This is a genomic window from Cupriavidus sp. CPT47-8839-RL05A (genome assembly GCF_058792255.1).
Genome location: NZ_JBYTEG010000004.1, coordinates 62,705 through 84,231, shown reverse-complemented (window position 1 = coordinate 84,231; position 21,527 = coordinate 62,705). Strand labels below are relative to the sequence as shown.

The 21,527-nt window shown below is 68.7% G+C and carries 17 protein-coding genes; 7 read left to right on the top strand and 10 right to left on the bottom strand.

All coding sequences use genetic code 11. The features are described from left to right. Positions 1-120: 120 nt before the first annotated feature. The 5 genes from AC3WVS_RS05650 to AC3WVS_RS05630 all read right to left on the bottom strand — a co-directional run bounded on the left by AC3WVS_RS05650 (position 121) and on the right by AC3WVS_RS05630 (position 5,434). Complete coding sequence (locus tag AC3WVS_RS05650) at positions 121-1,365, bottom strand: MFS transporter (protein ID WP_492317753.1); 1,245 nt, start codon at positions 1,363-1,365, stop codon at positions 121-123. Between the two features lie 181 nt (positions 1,366-1,546). Then, a complete protein-coding gene (locus AC3WVS_RS05645) occupies positions 1,547-2,539 on the bottom strand; it encodes a Bug family tripartite tricarboxylate transporter substrate binding protein (protein ID WP_492317752.1) in 993 nt (330 codons plus the stop codon). 118 nt (positions 2,540-2,657) lie between these two features. Continuing rightward, entirely contained in the window at positions 2,658-3,422 is a 765-nt protein-coding gene (locus AC3WVS_RS05640) for a crotonase/enoyl-CoA hydratase family protein (RefSeq protein WP_456807027.1), read from the bottom strand. 29 nt (positions 3,423-3,451) lie between these two features. Next, positions 3,452-4,216 carry an SDR family NAD(P)-dependent oxidoreductase gene (locus AC3WVS_RS05635; protein WP_492317751.1) on the bottom strand — a complete coding sequence of 255 codons (765 nt, stop codon included), beginning with the start codon at positions 4,214-4,216 and terminating at the stop codon, positions 3,452-3,454. Between the two features lie 39 nt (positions 4,217-4,255). Then, the gene (locus tag AC3WVS_RS05630) at positions 4,256-5,434 is read right to left on the bottom strand and encodes a thiolase family protein (protein WP_492317750.1); all 1,179 of its coding nucleotides are present in this window, start codon (positions 5,432-5,434) and stop codon (positions 4,256-4,258) included. 216 nt (positions 5,435-5,650) lie between these two features. Here AC3WVS_RS05630 and AC3WVS_RS05625 point away from each other — a divergent pair, with 216 nt between their 5' ends. From AC3WVS_RS05625 to AC3WVS_RS05615, 3 genes are all read left to right on the top strand, one after another. Beyond that, positions 5,651-6,466 carry an IclR family transcriptional regulator gene (locus AC3WVS_RS05625; RefSeq protein WP_492317749.1) on the top strand — a complete coding sequence of 272 codons (816 nt, stop codon included), beginning with the start codon at positions 5,651-5,653 and terminating at the stop codon, positions 6,464-6,466. 88 nt (positions 6,467-6,554) lie between these two features. Continuing rightward, positions 6,555-7,832 (top strand): MASE1 domain-containing protein, encoded by a 1,278-nt coding sequence (locus AC3WVS_RS05620; protein ID WP_492317748.1) that lies wholly within the window; start codon positions 6,555-6,557, stop codon positions 7,830-7,832. Further along, positions 7,825-9,303, top strand: coding sequence for an acyl-CoA-binding protein (locus tag AC3WVS_RS05615; RefSeq protein ID WP_492317747.1), 1,479 nt, complete (start codon positions 7,825-7,827; stop codon positions 9,301-9,303). The genes AC3WVS_RS05620 and AC3WVS_RS05615 overlap by 8 nt, the downstream gene beginning before the upstream one ends. 14 nt (positions 9,304-9,317) lie before the next feature. Here the strand turns inward: AC3WVS_RS05615 and AC3WVS_RS05610 are convergent, their stop codons facing one another. After that, positions 9,318-10,115 carry a crotonase/enoyl-CoA hydratase family protein gene (locus tag AC3WVS_RS05610; protein ID WP_010812087.1) on the bottom strand — a complete coding sequence of 266 codons (798 nt, stop codon included), beginning with the start codon at positions 10,113-10,115 and terminating at the stop codon, positions 9,318-9,320. A gap of 299 nt (positions 10,116-10,414) precedes the next feature. Between AC3WVS_RS05610 and AC3WVS_RS05605 the strand changes: the two genes are divergently transcribed. Further along, positions 10,415-12,574 carry a PQQ-dependent dehydrogenase, methanol/ethanol family gene (locus AC3WVS_RS05605; RefSeq protein ID WP_492317746.1) on the top strand — a complete coding sequence of 720 codons (2,160 nt, stop codon included), beginning with the start codon at positions 10,415-10,417 and terminating at the stop codon, positions 12,572-12,574. A 20-nt stretch (positions 12,575-12,594) separates the two neighbouring features. On the opposite strand, the gene AC3WVS_RS05600 is transcribed toward AC3WVS_RS05605, so the two are convergent. The 3 genes from AC3WVS_RS05600 to AC3WVS_RS05590 all read right to left on the bottom strand — a co-directional run bounded on the left by AC3WVS_RS05600 (position 12,595) and on the right by AC3WVS_RS05590 (position 16,142). Next, positions 12,595-13,548, bottom strand: a complete 954-nt coding sequence (locus AC3WVS_RS05600) for a Bug family tripartite tricarboxylate transporter substrate binding protein (RefSeq protein WP_492317939.1) — start codon at positions 13,546-13,548, stop codon at positions 12,595-12,597. Positions 13,549-13,616: 68 nt separating this feature from the next. After that, a complete protein-coding gene (locus AC3WVS_RS05595) occupies positions 13,617-15,044 on the bottom strand; it encodes an amidase (protein WP_492317745.1) in 1,428 nt (475 codons plus the stop codon). A gap of 150 nt (positions 15,045-15,194) precedes the next feature. Beyond that, on the bottom strand, positions 15,195-16,142 hold the full coding sequence (locus AC3WVS_RS05590) for a LysR family transcriptional regulator (RefSeq protein WP_492317744.1): 948 nt from the start codon (positions 16,140-16,142) through the stop codon (positions 15,195-15,197). 148 nt (positions 16,143-16,290) lie between these two features. Here AC3WVS_RS05590 and AC3WVS_RS05585 point away from each other — a divergent pair, with 148 nt between their 5' ends. From AC3WVS_RS05585 to AC3WVS_RS05575, 3 genes are read left to right on the top strand one after another with little or no spacing between them, the layout of a single operon-like run. Next, positions 16,291-17,520: an acyl-CoA dehydrogenase family protein gene (locus AC3WVS_RS05585; RefSeq protein ID WP_492317743.1), complete on the top strand. Its 1,230-nt coding sequence runs from the start codon at positions 16,291-16,293 to the stop codon at positions 17,518-17,520. Then, positions 17,517-18,665: an NAD(P)H-dependent flavin oxidoreductase gene (locus AC3WVS_RS05580; protein WP_492317742.1), complete on the top strand. Its 1,149-nt coding sequence runs from the start codon at positions 17,517-17,519 to the stop codon at positions 18,663-18,665. Before AC3WVS_RS05585 ends, AC3WVS_RS05580 begins: the two co-directional genes overlap by 4 nt. Positions 18,666-18,716: 51 nt before the next feature. Then, entirely contained in the window at positions 18,717-19,721 is a 1,005-nt protein-coding gene (locus AC3WVS_RS05575; protein WP_492317741.1) for a Bug family tripartite tricarboxylate transporter substrate binding protein, read from the top strand. Between the two features lie 21 nt (positions 19,722-19,742). Here AC3WVS_RS05575 and AC3WVS_RS05570 read toward each other — a convergent pair whose 3' ends face one another. After that, positions 19,743-21,311: an EAL domain-containing protein gene (locus AC3WVS_RS05570; protein WP_492317740.1), complete on the bottom strand. Its 1,569-nt coding sequence runs from the start codon at positions 21,309-21,311 to the stop codon at positions 19,743-19,745. Positions 21,312-21,527 lie beyond the last annotated feature (216 nt).

Genomic DNA, 21,527 nt, shown 5'->3' with positions numbered 1-21,527 from the left:
AACCCGCGCGGGGGCGGGCTTGAAAAGGCCTGAGGATCCAAGACCGGACCGCTCAGTGTTCATGCTAGGTGCTAAGCGCGCCCTCCGCATCCCCCGTTCGGGGCGGCCCGGCACAGTGTTTCAGGAAGTGGCCATCAGCGGTGGCTGCCGCCGCGTGGCCACGGCAAATGCAATTTGCGCCAGACCCGCGGCCAGCCCCAGCGTCACGCCGACCTGCCACGCCACGGTGTAGGAACCCAGCGCGTCGTAGACCAGCCCACCGCCGAAGGCGCCGAAAAAGCTGCCGATCTGGTGGCTGAAGAACGCCACGCCGCCCAGCATGGCCTGCCAGCGCAGGCCGAAGGTCTCGGCGATCCAGCCCGATACCAGCGGCGCCACGCCCAGCCACAGAAAGCCCATCACCGCGGCGAACACCAGCGTGCTCTGCGGCGAGGGCGCCGACGTGAAGTACCAGGTCAGCGCCAGCGAGCGAATCGTATAGATGCCGCCCAGCAGCATCAGCTTGTTGAAGCGGCCGCCGGCCCAGCCGAAGAAGATGCTGCCCAGCACGTTGAAGCCGCCGATCACGCCCAGCGCCTGCGCGCTCAGCATCGGGTCCATGCCGCATACGTCCAGATACGACGGCAGGTGCGTGGTCAGGAAGACCAGCTGCATGCCGCAGACGAAATACGCCAGCGCCATCACCACGAACGGCGCGTGCCGCAGCGCGGTGCCCAGCGCTTCACGCGCGCTGTCCTGGCCGCGCCCTGCGGGCGACACCAGCGGCAGCCGGTCCACGCGCCCGGCAAACCACGCCGCGGGCAGCATCACCAGCGCCAGCAGCACGAACGCTGCCAGCCCGGCGCGCCAGCCGTAGGCCTGCGTCACCATCTGCCCGATCGGCGCCGCCAGCAGCGCGCCCAGCGAGCCCGCGCCAGACACCAGCCCCAGCACCGTGCTGCGCAGTGCCGCCGACACCGGCCGCGCCGCCACCGCCATCGCCAGGGCGCTGCCGGTGCAGGCCATCGACGCGCCAATGGCCACGCCCGCGCCCAGCGTGACGCCGACCATGCTGTGCGCGGTCGCCAGCAGCACCAGTCCGGTCACATAGAGCAGCGAGCCGGCCAGCATCAGCGGCCGGAAGCCGATCCGCGTGGCCCAGGCCCCGGCCAGCGGCTGCAGCAGGCCCCACGCCAGGTTCTGTACCGCGATGGCGATGGTGAAATCCGATACCGAGATGCCGATGTCCCGCGTCAGCGGCGGCATGAAGATGCCAAGGCTCTGGCGCAGGCCCATGGCCAGGCTGAGCATCACGGAGGCGCCGATCAGGATCGGCAATGCCGGGCGCAGGGCTTCATAGCGGGAAGGCGCGGTGGGGGTAGGCACGGTGTGGTCTCGTCGCTTGTCGTTATCGTTGTGAGCCCCGGGGCGCTTTCCATGTCTTTACATTTAAGCGTGCGCTGAATATACCGCAGGGTAGGGTGAGGGTATGCCCCAGGCCCAACCGTGTCAATTTGGCTTTGGGCGGGTCCGCCTTCCGCTTTGCCAAAGGCGGCCCCACACCTCGCTAGTCCAGACTGACCTTGGATGCCCGGATGGTCTCGCCCCAGCGCTTGATGTCGCCGCTGACCAGCGCGGCGAACTTCGGCTGCGGTTCGCCGCCCGGGATGCCGCCCATGTCGCGGAACCTGGCCACCACCTCGGGGTCGCGCATGGCCTTGCCCAGCGCTTCCTGCAGCGTGGCGGCTATGGCCGGCGGGGTCTTGGCCGGCGCAAAGAAGCCCAGCCAGCCCATCACCACGAAATCCTTCACGCCGGCCTGCGCCATCGTCGGCACGTCCGGCAGGGCCGGCAGGCGCTCGGCGCTGGTCACCGCGAGCGCGCGCAGCTTGCCGGCGCGGATCTGCGGCAGCGCCTGCGTCAGGTTGTCGAACATGAAGGTGGTTTCGCCCGCCAGCACCGAGGTGGTGGCTGGTGTCGACCCCTTGTACGGCACGTGAATCACTTCGGTGCCAGTGCGCAGCCGGAACAGTTCCGCCGTCAGGTGCGTGGTCTGCCCGATGCCGGCCGACGCGTAGGAATACTTGCCCGGGGACTGCTTGAGCTGCGCCACCAGCTCGGCCACGCTGCGCGCCGGCGCCTGCGCGCCGACCACCAGCACGTTGGCGAACGAGATCAGGTCCGTCAGCGGCATGAAGTCCTGCGGCTGGTAGGACAACTGCTTGTAGGCGCTGTAGTTGATCGCGTGCGAGCCGGTATTGCCGACCAGCAGCGTGTAGCCATCCGGCGCCGCGCGCGTGAAGGCCTGCGTGCCGATGATGCCGCCGCTGCCGGGCTTGTTGTCGACCACCACCGGCTGGCCCAGGATGGCCGATAGCTTCTGCGCCACCAGGCGCGTCGGGATGTCCGTGGTGCCGCCCGGCGCGCCGGGCACGATGATGGTGATGGGGCGCTCAGGCCAGGCCGCGGCGCTGGCGGGCAGCGGCAGCGTGGCGGCGGCGGACGCCAGCAGCAGGGCCGCGGACGTGTTGAACAGCGATTCTGGCAGCTTGTGTTTCATGGGTCTCCTCCATGTTCTGGTCTGTGTGCTGCTTGGAATGTGCGAACGGCCGGCTTGCGGCCGGCCGTTCTCTAGCCCAGGGCGGATGACATCGATGCCCTCGGTCTGGCGTGGGCCATCACTTGCCCGTCCACACCGGCTTGCGCTTCTCGGCGAATGCGGCGGCACCCTCGCGGGCATCGGCCGAGGTGAACACCGGCGCCAGCAGCGGGCGCTGGCGCTCGAACATCTCCTCGGCGCTCCAGTCTGCGGACTCGGCCACGATCTGCTTGCTGACCGCTACTGCCAGCGGGCCGTTGGCGCCGATCTCGTCGGCCAGCGCCAGCGCGCCAGCCAGCGCCTGGCCCGGTTCGGTCAGGCGGTTGATCAGGCCATAGGCGTGGGCCTGCTCGGCGCCCAGCATATTGCCGGTCAGCGCGTATTCCATGGCGATGTGGTACGGCACCCGGCGCGGCAGGCGCATCAGGCCGCCGGCGCCGGCCACCAGCCCGCGCTTGACTTCAGGCAGGCCGAACTTGGCCGCCTTCGACGACACGATCAGGTCGCATGCCAGCGCCAGCTCGAAGCCGCCGGCCAGCGCATAGCCTTCCACCGCGGCGATCAGCACCTTGCGCGGCGGCTTCTCGGTCAGCCCGCCAAAGCCGCGGCCAGGCAGGCTGGGACGCTTGCCTTCCAGGAAGCCCTTCAGGTCCATGCCCGAGCAGAAGGTGCCGCCCGCGCCGGTCAGGATGGCCACGCTCAGGTCGTCGCGGCTTTCCAGCTGGTCGATGGCGGCGGCCAGCGCGGTCGCGGTCTCGAAGTCCATGGCGTTTTTCGCCTGGGGCCGGTTCATGGTGATCAGCAGCGTATTGCCGCGGGTTTCCAGTTGCAGCGTGTCGCTCATGGGTTCTCCAGTTTTTGTCCTTATCCGGCTCAGCGCGGTGCCATGCGAATGGCGCCGTCCAGGCGGATGGTTTCGCCGTTGAGCATGGGGTTCTCCAGGATGTGCAGCGCGGTGGACGCGTATTCATCCGGTGCGCCCAGGCGGGGCGGGTGCGGCACCATGGCGCCGAGCGAGGCGCGCACGTTCTCCGGCAGCTTGGCCAGCAGCGGGGTGTCGAACAGCCCCGGGGCGATGGTGCAGACGCGGATCGCGCGCTGCGCCAGGTCGCGCGCGGCCACCAGGGTCATGCCGACGATGCCGGCCTTGGCCGAGGCATAGGGAATCTGGCCGATCTGGCCTTCGTAGGCGGCCACCGACGCGGTCAGCACGCACGCGCCGCGCTCGCCGTCGATCGGTTCGTTCTTGGCCATGCGCGCGGCCCCCAGGCGCAGCGCGTTGAAGGTGCCGATCAGGTTGATGCGCACGATCGACTCGTACTTTTCCAGCGAACCCGGCGAGCCGTCCTTCTCGACCACGCGCACCGGGCCGCCCAGGCCGGCGCAATGGATCAGCGCGCGCAGCGGGGCAATGGCTTCGGCGGCGTCGTAGACGGCGTTCATCTGGTCGGTGTCGGTTACGTCGGCCTTGAGGAAGCGGACCTTGCCGCCGAATTCGTCGACCGCGGCATTGCCGCGCTCTTCCGACAGGTCGGCGATCACGACGTCGACGCCGCGTTCCACCAGGCGCCGCACGCAGGCCAGGCCCAGGCCGGAAGCGCCGCCGGTCACGACGGCGGACATATTGGTCAGTTTCATGCTGTGTCTCCTTGACTGGATGTCTGGTTCAGGCGCCGCTTACAGGCGCTCGATGATGGTGGCGTTGGCCATGCCGCCGGCTTCGCACATCGACTGCAGGCCATAGCGCTGGCCGCTGTCTTCCAGCGCATGCAGCATGGTGGTCATCAGCCGCACGCCGGAGGCGCCCAGCGGATGGCCGAGCGCAATGGCGCCGCCGCGCGGGTTCAGGCGTGCCGGGTCGGCGCCGAGCGCGCGCTGCCAGGCCAGCGGCACGCAGGCAAAGGCTTCGTTGATCTCGTAGTGGTCGATCTGGTCCAGCTTCAGGCCGCTCCTCCTGATCGCGCGCTGGCTGGCGGGGATCGGGGCGGTCAGCATCATGACCGGATCGTCGCCGCACACGTCGAACGCCACGAAGCGAGCGCGCGGCTTCAGGCCCAGGCGCTGCGCCATCGATTCGCTCATCAGCAGCATGGCGGAGGCGCCGTCACTGATCTGCGAGGCATTGCCCGCGGTCACGTTCCAGCCGATCTGCGGGAAGCGCGCGCTGAGTTCGTCATTGCGGAACGAGGCCTGCAGCGTGCCCAGCTTTTCCACCGAGGTGCCCGGGCGGATGGTTTCATCCTGCTCGACCAGCCCGTTGGGCGTGCTGATGCCGAGGATCTCGCGGCGGAAGGCGCCGCTTTCGCGCGCGGCGGCGGCCAGCTCGTGCGAGCGGGCCGAATAGCTGTCCATGTCGTGGCGCGACAGTTCGTACTTGGCGGCAACCAGCTCGGCCGCGACGCCTTGCGACACCAGCCCCGGCGCGTAGCGCGCTTCCATCGACGGGCCGTACGGGTTCTGCCCGATGCGGGCCGAGCCCATCGGCACGCGGCTCATCGACTCGATGCCGCAGGCGATGACGATGTCATAGGCGCCGGCCATGATGCCCTGCGCGGCGAAATGCACCGCCTGCTGGCTGGAGCCGCACTTGCGGTCGATGGTGGTGGCCGGCACGTGGTCAGGAAAGCCTGCCGCCAGCCACGCCACGCGGCCCGGGCCGGCGGATTGCTCGCCCGCCTGGGTCACGCAGCCGGTGATGACGTCGTCGACCAAACCCGGGTCCAGCTGGTTGCGCTCGACCAGGCCCTTGAGGACCTGGGCCAGCAACTCGGTGGCATGGAGTTCGGTGAAGGCCGAGCCGGGCTTGGAGCGGCCCATCGGGCTGCGGATGGCGTCGACGATGACGGCTTGTTGCATGCGGTGTCTCCTGAAAAGGCTGAGCGTTGCGAGTCGTGGCTGGGATATTGAGACGTTTGTACCGAAATTTGATCGTCCAATACGATGAATTGGGATTCTGGCTTCGGAAAAGCGTCCTGTAAACTCAAAAACCACGGTTTGACTTTGGAAAAGGCGAAGGGCAACATCCGGGTTTTGAGACTCGCGTATCAAAAAACCTTGAATCAAGGCAATAACATGACGAATGCACCACAAGCCTCCCTGGCCCCGCCGCCCGCCGATGCCGACGGCGAGGCGCGCCTTGTCAGCGCGCTGGCGCGGGGCATTTCGATCCTCAACTGCTTTTCGCCGACAGTGCAGGAGCTCAGCAGCCGCGAACTGATGGAACGCACCGGCCTGGCCAAGCCGACCCTGTTCCGGCTGCTCGACACCTTGTGCGAGCTGGGCCTGCTGCACTATTCGGAGCGCTTGTCGCGCTACGTGCCCGGGGTCGGGCTGATCAACCTGGCCGCGCCCGCGCTGGCACGCATGACGACCCGCCAGCTGGCGCGCCCGGCCATGCAGGAGCTGGCCGACCATATTGCCGGACAGGTCGAGCTGATCGTCGGCAGCGGCAATGCGCTGACCTACGTCGAAATCGCCCAGGGCGTGGGCAGCCATGTGTTCCGGCCCGAGGTCGGCACGCGCGTGTCGGTCTCGCGCACGGGTTCCGGACGCGGCTACCTGATGCTGTTGACCGAGGCCGAGCGCGAGGTGTATCTCGCCCAGCTCCGCGCCGCCGATCCCCAGCGCGCCGACTGGCTGCAGGAACGCCTGGCCGATGCCGCCCGCGACCTGCAAGACCACGGCTTCTGCCGCGGCCACCGCGACCTGCACCGCGAGGTCGAATCGGTTGCCGTGCCGATGCGCACCCGCCGCGACGGCGAGGCGTGGATCTTTGCCGCCTCGGTGCCGGTGTTCAGCCAGCAGAGCAAGCAGATGGAGGAAGACATCGGCCCGCGCCTGGTGAGCCTGGTGCGCAATGTAGAGGGGGCGCTGGGCGTGGCCGGATAGTCGCCACGGCTTGCTCCGAGTGACTTAACTTGCCCCTGCCATGCCCTGCGACTATTCTGAGTCGCATGTGCCACGGGAGGGGAATCCGATGCAGCAGATCCGCTTGGCGGTAACGGTTGGCGTGCTGGTGCTGCTGGCGGCGTGCGTGTCGCGCACGCTCGGGCAAGCGGCAACCGAGGCCGTACCGGTGTGGCTGGGCAGCGGCGTCACCTTTGCCGCGCTGCTGGTGTGCGCGCGCTGGTCGTGGCCGGCGGTGCTGGCTGGTGCCGGCATCGCGCTGGCGGGGTGGGGCACGGTGATCCATGGCCTGCCGCTGCCCGGCGCGGCGGCATTCGGGCTGATCGAGGTGGTCAGCCTGGGCACGGCGGGCTGGATTGCCACCTGTGGCCGCCGGCGCGATCCGCAAAGCCCGCTCGGTGCCACGCTGCTGATCGCTGGCGCGCTGGCGGGCGCCGCGCTGGGGGCTACGCTGGCGGTCGAGTTGTGGCGCTGGCAGCGGCCCGGGCTGGATTTGCCGATCGAGTGGCGCGCCTGGTTCTTCTCCACGGCCGCGGGGCTGCTGCTGGTGGCCCCCGTGGTGGTAGCGTTCCGCGGCTTTCGCGTGCGCCGCTCGGGCGGGATGCCGATGCAGCAGTTCGCCGCCGGCGGACTCGCCTTCATCATCTTCGTGCTGGCGGTGCTGGTGGTGTTCTCGGCCAATGCCACGCAACGCTTCGGCGGCCTGGCCTCCACGCTGGCCTATGTGCCGATGCCATTCCTGCTGGCCACGGCGCTGCTGTGGGGGCCGCGCGGCGGCGCCGTCGCCACGCTTGTCGGCTGCCTGCTGATCATCTACCGCACCGCGGGCGGCGCGGGTCCGTTCAATGTCATCGAAGGCTTTCCCGGCGAGGCCGTGGTCGAGGTGCAGGGCTTTGTCATCGTCTGGGCACTGGTGATGCTGCTTGGCCGCGCACTGTCCGAAGGGCGCCGCTCGGCGCTGGAAGATGCCCGCGCCTGGCGCCTGCGCTACGCGCGCACGCTGCAGGCAGTGGGCGTGGCCAGTGTCGAATATGACGCCGTCACCGGCCGCGCCACCTGGAGCGAAGGCGCTGCCGAACTGCTGGGCGGCACCATCCGCCAGGTCAACAGCGTCGATGAATGGCTGGACCGCGTCGATGCCGCCGAGCGCGGGCTGGTGCAGGCCAACTGGTCGGCCGTGGCGCGCGGCGACGCGCCCGACAGCGTGCAGGAATACGCGGTGACGCTGCCAGACAGCGGCAAGGTGCGCATCCATGAGCGCCTGGCCGGCATCCGCGGCGCCGACGGCCAGGTGGAGCAGGTTGCCGCCTTGCTGCGCCGGGCCACGCCGGAGCCGGCCCATGGCTGAGCCCGGGGTGTTCCTGATCCACGGCCTGGGCGGCACGCAGTATGACCTGGGCTCGATGCACAAGCGCCTCAAGCGCGCGGGCTTCGTCACCCATTCGCTAACGCTGCCCGGCCACGGCTCGCGTCCCGAGGATCTGTGCGGCGTGCGCGCCGAAGACTGGCTGGAGGCGGTGCGCGTCAAATACCGCGAGATCGTCGACCAGCATGACACGCTGCACGTGATGGGCATGTGCATGGGCGCGCTGCTGGCGGTGGAAACGGTCAAGCGCGAGCAGCACACCAAGGGCCGCCTGGTGGCGCTGGCGCCGCCGGTCTATATCGACGGCTGGGCCACGCCCTGGTACCGCGCGCTGCGCACCGTGCTCTACCGCGTTCCCGGCGTGGCGGACCGCATGAAGGTCGAAGAGGAAGAGCCTTACGGCATCAAGAACGAGCAGCTGCGCGAGATCGTCAAGGCCAAGTTCGCGCGCGGCGAGAACTTCCACTACCGCTGGGTGCCGCTGGCCTGCCTCCGCGAGGTGGACCGCCTGCGCGGCTTCGTGCGCCAGGGGCTGCAGCGCATCGCCTGCCCGACGCTGGTGGTCCATGCGCGCCTGGACGAGCTGACCAGCCTGCGCTCGGCCAACTACCTGGTCGAGCAGATCGGGCACGGCAAGCGTGCCGGCCAGGCGCGCATGCTGGTGCTGGAAGACAGCTACCACATGGTCTGCGTCGACAACGACCGCGAACTGGTAGCGAGAAGCGTGCTGGAGTTCTTCGAGGCCAGCGTCCCCACCTCGCTCGGCATGCCCAGCGACGACGCCCGCATGACCCCGGCGCAGATGACCGAGCTGCTTGCCGCCGCGCGCGCCGACCTGGAGCGCGGCGATTTTGCCGCGCTGTATGCACGCGGCAAGGGCGATTTTGCGTGGTTCCAGCCCGGCAGCAACCGCGCCAGCGGCGTCTACCGGGGCGAGCGTGCGCTGCCGCGGCTGCGCGCGTGGGCGGATGCGGGAGCGGCGTTTACCGCGTTCGGCGCGCCGGTGCTCAATGCCGGCATGGCGGTGGTGCCGGCCACGCTGCGCAGCGGCTCGCTGGCCTCGCAAGGCGTGCTGGCGTTTGCGCTGCGCGACGGCAGGCTGCTGGAGGGGCGCTGGTTCCCGGACGAGATCGCGCTGGAAGACGCGCACTTCGGCGGCGCGCCGGCGGCGCACGGGCCAAGCCCCGCCGAGCAAGCCTTCGAAGCCGCGGCAGCCTTGTCGAAGACCCTGCGCCACGCACCCGGCAACGACACGCTGCTGGACCTGTACGCGCTCTACAAGCAGGGCAGCGTGGGCGATGTCAGCGGCGAGCGGCCGGGCCTGATGGACATGGTCGGCCGCGCCAAGTACGACGCCTGGGCCGCGCGCCGCGGGCTGGCACGCGAGCAGGCCATGCGCGACTACGTGACGCTGGTCAACCAGCTGAAGTCGGCGGAAACGCAGTCCGCCTGAACCACAGTTGCCCCTCAGTTGCCGGTAAACACCGGGGTGCGCTTATCCAGAAACGCCTGCACTGCCTCACGGTGGTCGGCGGTCTGGTGCGACAGCGCCTGGAAGCCGGCGGACAGTTCCAGCAGCGTATCCAGGCGGGTATGCATGGCCTCGCGCATCAGGCGCTTGGCCAGGCGCACCGCGTGCGGCGGGTTGGCGGCGATGCGGCCGGCCAGTTCATAGGCCGTGGGCAGCAGCGCCTCGGGCGCGACCACGCGCGACACCAGGTTCCATTCCAGCGCCAGCCTGGCATCGATCGGCTGGCCGGTGAAGGTCATTTCCGCCGCCCGCGACAGGCCGATCACGCGCGGCAGCAGCCACGCGCCGCCGTCGCCGGGGATGATGCCGAGCTTGACGAAGGACTCGGCAAACTGCGCCCGCTCCGAGGCAATGCGGATGTCGCACATGCACGCCAGGTCCAGCCCCGCGCCCATGGCCGCGCCATTGACCGCGGCGATGACCGGCACTTCCAGGTTGAACAGCGCCAGCGGCAGCCGCTGGATGCCGCAGCGGTAGTCCTGCCGGATTTCCATGCCCGGCACTGCGCCGGAGGCCTGGCGTTCCATGTCCTTGATATTGCCGCCAGACGAGAACGCCGTGCCCGCGCCGGTAATGACCACCGCGCGCACGCTGCGGTCGCCGTGGATGCGGTCGATCGCGGCCAGGAACTCCGCCACGGCGGTATTGCCGGTCAGCGGGTTGCGGCGCTCGGGCTCGTTCATCGTCAGCGTGACGATATGATCCTGCTGCTCGTAGAGAAGGAAGTTGCTCATGGTGATGTCTCCGGATACGGCGATGCGGGCTGGTTGCCTGCCTTGGCGCCAAGGCTAAGCCACCGGCGCCTGCACCGTCCAATATTCATTTCTTCATCAGCAATATCCGACACATATCGCTCGGCAGGCTCGGGACGCCAGCCGCCTTGCGCCGGCTGCACGACTTTCTGCGGGTAATCCCTGTACCCATAATCGAATTGCTCACCGATTATCTATAGGCCCCGGCCACCGCCCGGCATCGCGCAGTTCCGTAATCCTGCAGTCCCGAATTCCAACAAGAATGCCCTACAGGAGACGATATGAGCCATGCGTTGACGCAGGCGACGGACCCCGTTGCCCCCGATGTTGCAATGCACACCCACCGCGCCATGAGGCGCGCCACAGGCTTCCTGGCAGTGGCCCTGGCGCTGGTGATGCAGGTCTTGCCCGCCGGCGCCGCGGCGCCGCGCAATGCGGCAGCCAAGGTTGACGGCGCCTTTATCAGTGCCAACGCCAGCACCGCCCGCGACTGGCCCAGCCACGGCCTGGACTATGCCGAGACCCGCTTCAGCCGGCTCAGGCAGATCGATGCGGCCAACGTGCGCGACCTGGGACTGGTGTGGACCTACAACCTGGAGTCGACCCGCGGCGTGGAGGCAACCCCGCTGGTGGTGGACGGCGTGATGTACGTCACCGCGTCATGGAGTGTGGTGCATGCGGTCGATGCGCGCACCGGCAAGCGGCTCTGGACCTTCGATCCCAAGGTGGACCGTTCGCTCGGCTATCGCGGCTGCTGCGACGTGGTCAACCGCGGCGTGGCGCTGTACCAGGGCAAGGTGTTCGTGGCTGCCTACGATGGCCGGCTGATCGCGCTGGATGCGGCGAGCGGCCGCAAGCTGTGGGAGAAGGACACCATCATCGACCGCAAGTACTCGTACACCATCACCGGCGCGCCGCGCGTGTTCAAGGGCAAGGTCATCATCGGCAACGGCGGCGCCGAATATGGCGTGCGCGGCTACATCACCGCCTATGACGCCGGCAGCGGCGAGCAGAAGTGGCGCTGGTTCACGGTGCCGGGCGACCCTTCCAAGCCGTTCGAGGATGAGTCGATGGCTGCGGCGGCCAAGACCTGGGACCCCAGCGGCAAATACTGGGAGGCGGGCGGCGGCGGCACGGCCTGGGACACGCTGGCCTTCGACCCCGAGCTGAACCTGATGTACGTGGGCACCGGCAACGGCGCGCCGTGGTCGCACAGCAAGCGCAGCCCGGCCGGGGGCGACAACCTCTACCTGGCGTCGATCGTCGCGCTCGATCCCGACACCGGCAAATATGTCTGGCACTACCAGGAGACCCCGGGCGACAACTGGGACTACACCTCGACCCAGCCGATGATCCTGGCCGACCTGAAGCTCGATGGCCAGATGCGCAAGGTCATCCTGCACGCGCCCAAGAACGGCTTCTTCTTCGTCATCGACCGCACCAACGGCAAGTTCATCTCGGCAAAGAACTTCGTCGACGTGAACTGGGCCACCGGCTATGACGCCAATGGCCGCCCCATCGAGCGGCCCGAGGCACGCGCGACCGACAAGCCTTATGACTCGGTCCCCGGTCCGTACGGCGCGCACAACTGGCATCCGATGTCGTTCAACCCGCAGACCGGGCTGGTCTACCTGCCGGCGCAGAACGTGCCGATCAACCTGATGGACGACAAGGCCTGGAACTTCAATGAAGGCAAGCCCGGCACGCCGCATGGCAACGTGGGCTGGAACACCGCCAAGTTCCTGAACGCCGAGCCGCCCAAGGGCAAGCCCTTCGGCCGGCTGATTGCCTGGGACCCGGTGCAGCAGAAGGCCGCGTGGACGCAGGAACATGTGTCGCCGTGGAACGGCGGCACGCTGACCACGGCCGGCAGCCTGGTGTTCCAGGGCACCGCCGACGGCCGCTTTGTCGCCTATGACGCGCGCAGCGGCGACAAGCTGTGGGAGTCGCCCACCGGCACGGGCGTGGTGGCGGCGCCGGTCAGCTTCGAGTTGAACGGCACGCAGTATGTGTCGGTGGCAGTGGGTTGGGGCGGGGTCTACGGACAGGCCCAGCGCGCCACCAACCGGCAGGGGCCGGGCACAGTCTACACCTTCGCCCTCGGCGGCAAGGCACCGCTGCCGGCCTTTGCCGAGTACCGCACCGCCAAGCTGCTGCAGGGCGTGAAATATGACCCGGCGCAGGTCAAGGCGGGCACCGGCCTGTACGTCAGCAACTGCGTCCTGTGCCACGGCGTTCCCGGCGTGGACCGCGGCGGCAATATCCCCAACCTGGGCTATATCGATGCCGCCTATATCGAGAACCTGGACAAGGTGGTCTTCAAGGGGCCGGCGATGGCGCGCGGCATGCCGGACTTCACCGGCAAGCTGACGCCGGACGATGTCGAGAAGATCAAGGCCTTCATCCAGGGGACCGCTGACGCGGTGCGGCCCAAGCCCTGAGGGCTGGGCCGGCCCGAGCCTCAGTCCTCGGCCTGGAAGCCGGTCGCCTCCACGATCGGCTTCCAGGCGGCGCGTTCCAGCTGGATGCGGCGGCGGCCCTCCTGGCCGGGGCGGGCCACCACTTCCAGGCCCAGCGCTTCCAGCTTGGCCGCAGTGGCGGCGTTGGCCGAGGCGGCGAGGAACATCTTTTCCACCTGCGCCACCACGTCAGGCTGGGTGCCTGCGGGCACGAACACGCCGTACCAGCTGGTGGCGTGGTCGTACTGGCTGAAGCCCTGTTCCTTCATGGTGGGCACTTCGGGCAGCGCCTTGGCGCGGCGCGTGCCGCTCACCCCAAGGAAGCGCAGCTTGCCGCCCTTGTACAGCGGCATCATGCTGGCCACGGCATCCCAGCCGATCGACACATTGCCGCTGACCACATCCACCAGCATTGGCGACGCGCCGCGATACGCCGCGGGCGTGATGGCGATGCCTTCGGCCTTGCCCAGCGCCACCGTGCCCAGGTGGCCGGCGCTGCCGATGGTGGCCAGGCCCAGGCTGGCGCCGCCCGGGTTGCGCCTGGCCCAGCTCACGTATTCCTTCATGTTCTGGTAAGGCTGCTGCACGCCGGTCGCGACCGCGGTCGGCACATCGGTCAGCACCGCCGCGGGCACAAGGTCCTTGTCGGCGTCGTAAGACAGCTTCTTGTAGGTCAGAGGAAAGATCGTGAACAGGGGCGAGGGGCCAATGAACACGGTCTTGCCATCGGGCCTGGCACGCTTGACGTAGTCGAGCGCAAGGCGCGCCGACGCGCCGGGGCGGTTTTCGACCACCACCGTGCCGTGGCCGTCCTGGCGCAGCTGCTCGGCATACAGGCGCGCCAGGCTGTCGGCGGCGCCGCCGGGGGCGTAGCCGACGATGATATGCATCGGCTCGGCATCGGCCGCGCTAACCGGAGCGGTCATGGCGAAGGTGGCGGCAGCGACGGCGGTCATGGCCAGCAGCCGGCGCGTCAATCGGACTTGATCAGTCATGGCAGTCAGGGAACGATGTTGAGAGGGTGTCAGGGCAGGGTGGGCCACTGGCCCGTGAGGTCATGGATCGATTCATACAAGGCCGCCGCACGCAGCAGCGGCGCGTCGCCGCGGAAGCGCCCGACCAGCTGCAGCCCGATCGGCAGCCCGTCGCCGCCAAAGCCGCAGGGCAGGCTGATGGCCGGATGCCCGGTCATGTTGAACGGCATGGTCCACGGGAACCAGTTCGCGCGCACATCGGGATAGTCCTGGCCGTCGATTTCGATCTGGCCGAACAGGTCTTGCTCCAGCGGCAGCGCGGTGCGTGTGATGGTGGGCATGGCGAGCAGGTCGGCGCGTCCCAGCAGCGCCTGCACGCGCAGGAACAGTTGCGAGCGCTCGAACATCGCCTGCTGGTATTCCACTGCGGTGAATGCGGCGGCGGATTCCACCTGGCGCACGAAGGTCGGGCTCAGCGCCTCGCGGTGCTGGGCCAGGATCGGCGCAAAGCGCGTGCGCCACACCGTGTGGTTGATGGCACGCCAGACGGGCTCGACGTCGAACCCTTCGCCGCCGAAGGGCTCCAGTTCGGCGCCCAGCGCGCGCAGTTTGTCCAGGCTGGCCTCGAATGCGCGTGCCACGTCCGCCGACAGCGGACGGCCCGGCGGCGCCAGGCAATACAGGATGCGCCGGCCACGCAGGTCGCCCTGCGGTTGCGCTGCGGCCACGTAGTCGGCGGCGGGCACGCCGATCGACCACGGGTCGCACGCATGCTCGCCGGCCATGGCCTGCAGCATCAGGCCGGTGTCGGCCACCGTGCGCGTGGTCGGCGTCACGTAGGTCTGGTTGCCGAACAGGTCCTGCGCCTGGCTGTGCGGAATCACCCCCTGGCTCTGCTTGATGCCCACCACGCCATTGCAGGCGGCGGGAATGCGCGTGGAGCCGCCGCCATCGGTCGCCACCGCCAGCGGCGCGATGCCGCTGGCCACTGCCACCGCGGCGCCGCCGCTGGAGCCGCCACTGGTGCGCTCGGCGTGCCAGGCATTGCGGGTGCGCCCGAACAGCGGCGAATCGGTCAGGCATTTGGAGCCGAATTCCGGCGTGGTGGTCTTGCCGACCAGGATCGCGCCCTGCGCGCGCAACCGCGCCACCGCCACGGCGTCGTCGGCCGGCACGTAGTCGCGCATCGGCACGGCGCCAAAGGTAGTGCGCACGCCGCGCGTGTTGACGATGTCCTTGGCGGTGAACGGAATGCCGTGCAGCGGAGGCAGCGGCCGGCCGGACATCACTGCCGCTTCCGCCGCGCGCGCCGCGGCCATGGCCTCGTCCGCGCACAGCGTGATAAAGCAGTTCAGCACCGGCTGCAGCCGCTCGGCGCGCGCCAGCACCGCAGCGGTCAGTTCCACCGGCGAGATTTCCTTGCGCCGGATGCGCTGCTGCAGTTCGGCGGCGCTGGCAAGACAAAGCGCTTCGCTCATTGGACGGGCGTCTCCTGAAGATGGCCGCGCGTGCCGGTATCGGCGCGCGCAGGCGTGATGGCGATAAGCCAGGGCCTGTTCACATATAAAACGTTTTATATGTGAACAGGCCCTGGAACAGCCATCTTACAACCGGCCCGCACGCGGGGACTATCGCCGCCAGGTGCCATCGGCGAGGAAGCGTTCGGCAAGCTCCGGGATGCACTGCGCCACCGTGCGCGCAGCCTGCGTGAACGGACGCAGGCTGCTGGCCGCCAGCACCACCGACTGGCGCATGGCGCGCTCGCCCAGCGGCAGGGCATCCATCAGGCCGCTGGCCAGTTCTTCCGCCACGGCGTGGTAAGGCAGCACGCTGAAGGCCATGTGATCGGCCATGATCCGCTTGATCACGGCGGAGGAGCCGGCCTCCATCACCACCGCCAGGCTGAATTTCTGCCGCGTGGCGAGGTCGTCGAGGAGCGTGCGGATGGCATTGGGCGGCACCGGCAGCACCAGTGGGAAACGCGCCAGCTGCCGCGTGGCCAGCGGACCTGGCCCGATGCCCAGCTCGCGGCACCGTTCGGCCAGCCGCTCGCGGTGCCCGACCAGCATCAGCGGGGTCTCGAACAGGCGCCGGTAGCTGTTGCGCCCGGCGGCGCGGTAGCGGTTGACCACGCCGAGATCGATCTCGCCCTGCGACAGGCGCGTTTCGATATCGCCGCTATATCCCTCCACGATGCGCAGACGCACACCGGGATAGCGCGTGCCGATCTCGGCCAGCAGTGCACTGGACAGCGCCGGCGACACCGCTGGCACCAGGCCGATGGTGACCACGCCGCTGACATGGCCGGCGTGGCCGCGCGCGGTGTCCAGCAGCTCGGTCGCGCCGTCCAGCAGCGGCACGGCCTGCGCCAGCAACTGGCCGGCGAGCGAAGTCAGCGCCACGCCGCGCCCGTTGCGATAAAAGAGGGCGCCACCGATCAGGCGCTCCAGCGCCGCGACTTGCCGGCTGACCACCGACTGCGCCAGCCCCAGCCGTGCCGCGGCGCTGGTGACGCTGCCGGTGCGGGCCACCTCCACAAAGATGCCAAGTGCCTTCAGGGTAAGTTCGTCTTGCATGTTGCAGCGTTTTCGAGGTCAGCCTGGATTTGCTGTTAGTGGAATTCTGCTATGCATTGTAGACATTGATCGATGCCATCGGAGGCGTCTATCGTCCCCTCTACGCCATGGCCGTGCCCGATGGCCAGACCAAAAGGAGACATGCAGCATGCCAATCCACGCCGAACATCATCCGCTTATCTCACTGGAAGCCCCGGAAGCCGACATGCTGGCGCGGGTCCAGGCCCTGGTCCGGGAGCAGATCGGGCCGCAGGCCGAGCAGGTCGGGCGCGAGGACGTTTTTGCCTGGGACACGTTCCGGCTGCTGGCGGCCGAGGGCGTCATCGCCACCGCCTTTCCGCGCAGCCTGGGCGGCACCGGGGCTTCGATGCTGCTGCGCGTGCGCATCATCGAGGAACTGGCGCGGGCATGCAGCACGGCCGCGTCGCTGGTCACCGGCACGGACCTGTCGTCGCGGCCGATCGTCGCCGGTGGCTCGGATGCGCTGTGCAGTGCCATGGTACCGAAACTGGCATCGGGCGAGTTGCAGGCGGCCTTTGCGCTGACCGAGCCGGGTGCCGGGTCGGACCTGGCCGGGCTGCAGGCCACGGTCCGACGCGATGGCGGCCACTATGTACTGAACGGCACCAAGAAGTTCATCACCCGCGCGGGCGTGGCCGACATGTACGTGGTGGTGGCGCGCCTGGCGGACGGCCCGGCCGGCAGCAAGGGGCTGAGCGCCTTCCTGGTGCCGCGCGCCAGCGCCGGGATCTCGGTGTCGCCGACCATCCCCAAGATGGGCTGGAACGGTGTGCCGATCGCCGAGGTGTATTTCGATGAGGTAGCCGTGCCGGTCGGGAACCGCCTGGGCGAAGAAGGGCAGGGGATGGCGCTGGCGCAGGATACGCTGGTGCGGGCGCGCATCGGGCACGCCGCCATCGCGCTGGGCCGCATGAGCGGGGCGCTGCAGATCGCGGCCCAGTACGCGGATGTGCGGCAGGTATTCGGGCGCACGGAGGGAGAGCACCAGGGCATCCAGTGGATGCTGGCGGACATGGGCGCACGCATCGAGGCCGCCCGCTGCCTGGTCTATGCCTGCGCGCAGCGCTACGACCGGCAGGATCCCGATACCTCGATCCATGCCTCGATCGCCAAGATGCACAGCACTGACCTGTGCATGAAGGTGGTGGTGGACTGCCTGCAATTGCTCGGCGGCAACGGCTACCTGAAGGCCTATCCGCTGGAGCGCTTCATGCGCGACGCCAAGATGAACCAGATCGGCGAGGGGACCAGCGAGGTGCACAAGAACCTGATCGGGCGCTACCTGATGAAGACCGCGGCGGCAATGCCATGCCACCCGTGCCTGGACCTGGCACCCGACCTGTTCGGAGCCGCATGATGACGCACACGCCTGAGCAAGCGCGGCAGCAGGACGCCGGCCATGATCCGCTCACCAATCCCCTGTGCCGGCGGCTGGGCATCCGCTGGCCCGTGTATGGGCTGGCACACAGCATCGAAGTGGCCGCCGCCATCTCCAATGCGGGCGGGCTTGGCGTCTACGCGGCCGCGCGCGACGGCCCCGACGAACTGGCCGGCAAGCTGCGCGACCTGCGCCGCCTGTGCCCGGATCGCCCGGTCGGCGTGGACCTGCTGTTGCCCACCGCCTTGCCGGGCGCGGTGGATGCGGACACCGTCGCCGCGGCGGTGCCCGAAGGGCACAAGGCATTCATCGACACCCTGTTTGCGCGCTTCGCGGTGCCGCCAGCCACGCAGGGCAACTTCTTCTCGCAGTATGTCCGCTCGCAGGCGCTCTTCGAAGAGCAGGTCGAGGCCGTGGCGCAGAGCGACATCGAAGTCTTTGCCGCCGGCGTGGGGACGCCGGCCGGCACGCTGGCGCGCGTGCGCAAGGCCGGCAGGACCACTATGGCGCTGGTCGGCTCGGCGCGGCATGCGCACAAGGCCATCGAGGCCGGCGTCGATATCCTGGTGGCACAGGGCTATGACGCCGGGGGCCATACCGGCCCGATCGGCACCTTCACCCTGGTGCCGCAGATCATTGCCGCGGCGCAGGGGCGGCCGGTGCTGGCCGCCGGCGGGGTCGGCACCGGAGCGCAGATTGCCGCGGCGCTGGCAATGGGTGCGCAAGGCGCATGGCTGGGCACGCTGTGGCTGGGCACCAGCGAGCAACAGCTGGCCGGCCCGCTGGCCGACAAGCTGATCGCCGCCGGCAGCGAAGACACCGTCATCACGCGCGCACATAGCGGCAAGCCTTGCCGCGTGGTGCGCAGCGCCTTCTCGGACGCGTGGGAGGAACCGGGCGCGCCTGCCCCGCTGGAGATGCCATACCAGCAGGCGCTCACCGGGCGGCTGCTGGCAGCCGTTGAACAGCATGCCGTGGCGCCGCTGATGTACGAAGCAGCCGGCCAGAGCGTGGCCTGGGTCCGCCAGGTCGAACCGGTGGCAACCGTGATGCACCGCCTGGTGCAGCAGACGCGCGAGGCACTGGCGGCGCTGCGGCCTTACCTGGAGGCCCGCAGCGCCTGACGTCCCGCAGACCCTCAAACGGCAAAGACCGTGACACGCATGGAGACCCGCATGAACCGCAGACAATTCACCATTTCGACAATGCAGGCGGCACTGGGACTGTCCGTGCCGGCATGGCTGCCAGCCGCGGCGCGCGCGTCCGCGCCGCCCCCGCCGGCTGGCTACCCGGGCCGCGTGGTGCACGCCGTGGTGCCATATCCGGCCGGCGGCGTGGTCGATATCACCATCCGCACCGCCACGGACCGCATGTCGCTGGCCATGCCGCAGCGCATCCTGGTGGAAAACCGGCCAGGCGCCGATGGCAAGATCGGCGTTGAGGCCGTGTCGCGCGCCGAGCCGGACGGCTACACCTTGCTGGCGGCCACGCCGGTACTGTCGGTGAGCGAGAGCCTGTATTCGCAGACATCGATCCGGGTCAGGGACTTCCGTGCCATCGGCGCCGTGGCCGCGGTGCCGGCCATATTCGTGGTGGCGGACTCGGTGCCTGCCAGGACGCTGGCGGAGTTTGTCGCCTGGGCCCGCGAACGGCCCGGCCGCATCAACGTGCCCAATCCCGGCACCGGCAGCTCCATCCACCTGGGGCAGGAGCTGTTCTTCGAGGCCACCGGCATCAAGGCCGTCAATATCGGCTACAAGGGGCAGCCGCCGTCCGTTCCGGACCTGGGCCAGGGGCAGCTGCATTTCGCGCTGTTGTCGCAGTCGATTGCCTTGCCGCTGATCAAGGCCGGGCGCGTGCGCGCGCTGGCCGCCAACGCCGGGCAGCGCACCCAGTCGCTGCCCGAGGTGCCAACCATTGCCGAGGCCGGCTACCCCGGCGTGCTGGTGCGCTCCTGGTATGGCCTGGCTGCGCCGGCGCGCACCCCGGACAAGGTGATCGCCTACCTGAGCGGGGTGCTGCAGCAGGCCATGGGAACGGCCGACGTGCGCACCAAGCTGGCCGGACTCGATGCGGAGATCCTGGCGCTAGACGCGCCGGCCTTCGACCGGCTGATCGCGGCGGAGCAGGTCCGCTGGGCCGCGCTGATCAAGGCCCGCAATATCCAGGCAAGTGCCTAGTGTCTCGCGGCGCGTCACAACTCAGGGACGCGCCGGGGATGCCAGGTACGCCTGAAGGCCGTCTGCCGGCAAGGCGCGTGAAAACAGCCACCCCTGGCCGAACTGCGCACCGCGCTCGCGCAGGAAGCGCGCCTGCTCCTCATGCTCGATGCCCTCGGCCACGACCTCGAAGCCCAGCGCCTCGGCCATGGCGATGATGTGCGGCGCCACCGAGCTGGAAGCCGCCTCGCGGCCGATGGTGTCGATGAACGACTTGTCGATTTTCAGCACATCGACCTTGAATACCTGCAGGTAAGACAGGCTGGAGTAGCCGGTGCCGAAGTCGTCGATGTAGATCGGGTGCCCGGCATCGCGGAAGGCCTGGATCACTTCGAGCGCGGTCTCGGCGTGCAGGAAGCTGCGTTCGGTGATCTCGATGCGGATCTGCCGGGGCGCGATCCCGGTGCCCCTCAGGCGCGCGGTAAGTACGTCGAGAAAACGCGGCGAACTGACGTCATCCGCGCAAACATTGATTGACACATAGAAGCCGGGCCTGGCGCGCAGCAGCGGACCCAGTTCGGCGATGGTGCGGTCGAGCACGAGGTCGGTGATCTGCGGCATCAGCCCGGCCTGCTCGGCCAGCGTGATCAGCAGGTCGGGCGGCACCGGCTGGCCGTCGCGCCTCCAGCGCAGCAGTGCCTCCGCGCCCACGCAGCGGCCGTCTTGCAGCGCGACGATCGGCTGGTAATGCACCTCCAGCCGGCGGCGGCGCACGGCATTGCGCAGCGCGCCCTCCATGGTCACGCGGCGCGACATGGCGCGAAACACCAGCGCGGCCAGCAGCACGCCGATCGCCAGCCCGGCCACGACGAAGGAGCCTACCAGCATTGGCCAGGTGGCCAGCAGCGCGGTGGGCGGCGCCAGAACCACGGCCGCGAACGGAATCCGGGTGGAACGGCGCACGGAACTGCCGGGATTGTCGAGTTCGTCGGCGCCGTTGGCGTTGCGCCGGTATTCCCGCTCCATCTGCGCCACGTCGGAGCCGGTGGTGGTGGCGATGAAGACGCCCGTGGCGGTATTGACTGCACCGATGTGCCGGCCATCGAGCTCAACGATGTCGACGAATGACTTGGGGTCGATCGATACGTAGTGGCCGTGGCGCCCTACCAGCATGGCGGGGCCGGGCGCGCCAAACGGGTTGTCGAGGTCGAACCAGTATTCAAAGCCCTGGGTGTCGCGCCAGTCTGGCTCTGGCAATGTCATATGCCGCCGGAAGACGTCGCCCAGCAGTGCCGAGCACAAGCGGTAATTGCCGGCATAGCGCCCGGCATCGCGCAGGTGGTGGAAGGTGAAGGTGATTCGCCTCAGGCTGGCCAGGTTGCCGTCTGAGCAAGGCGCGTCGGGCAGGTCTTCCATTTCATGCAGCGCGCCGGTGGCGTCTGCCATGACCATCCCCATGCGGGCGACGGCAGCATTGGCAAGCATCTGCAGTTCCGCCACCTCGCGCCGTGCGACCTCCTCTTCGGCCACGCGCATGCTGGCCGCAATCGGCAACACGGCCGCGGCAAACGCCAGTATCACTGCCATCGCAAGGAACAAAGGCCGCTTCATTGTTGTCCTGTCAGCCATGCGTTGTCGAAGGGTACTACGCGCCGTCGCTGCTGCGCAGCATGCGCCATCGTCGCGCGTATTCAGATTCTTTTTGCAAAGCGATGAATTTTTTCGTGCGCCGCGCAATAAGGCAAGCATGACTTGCGCAATGCCGGGAGAATCCGGAAAGTAGGGGGCACGAATGCCCGCATAGAGGACTTGGCCCATGACCACCGC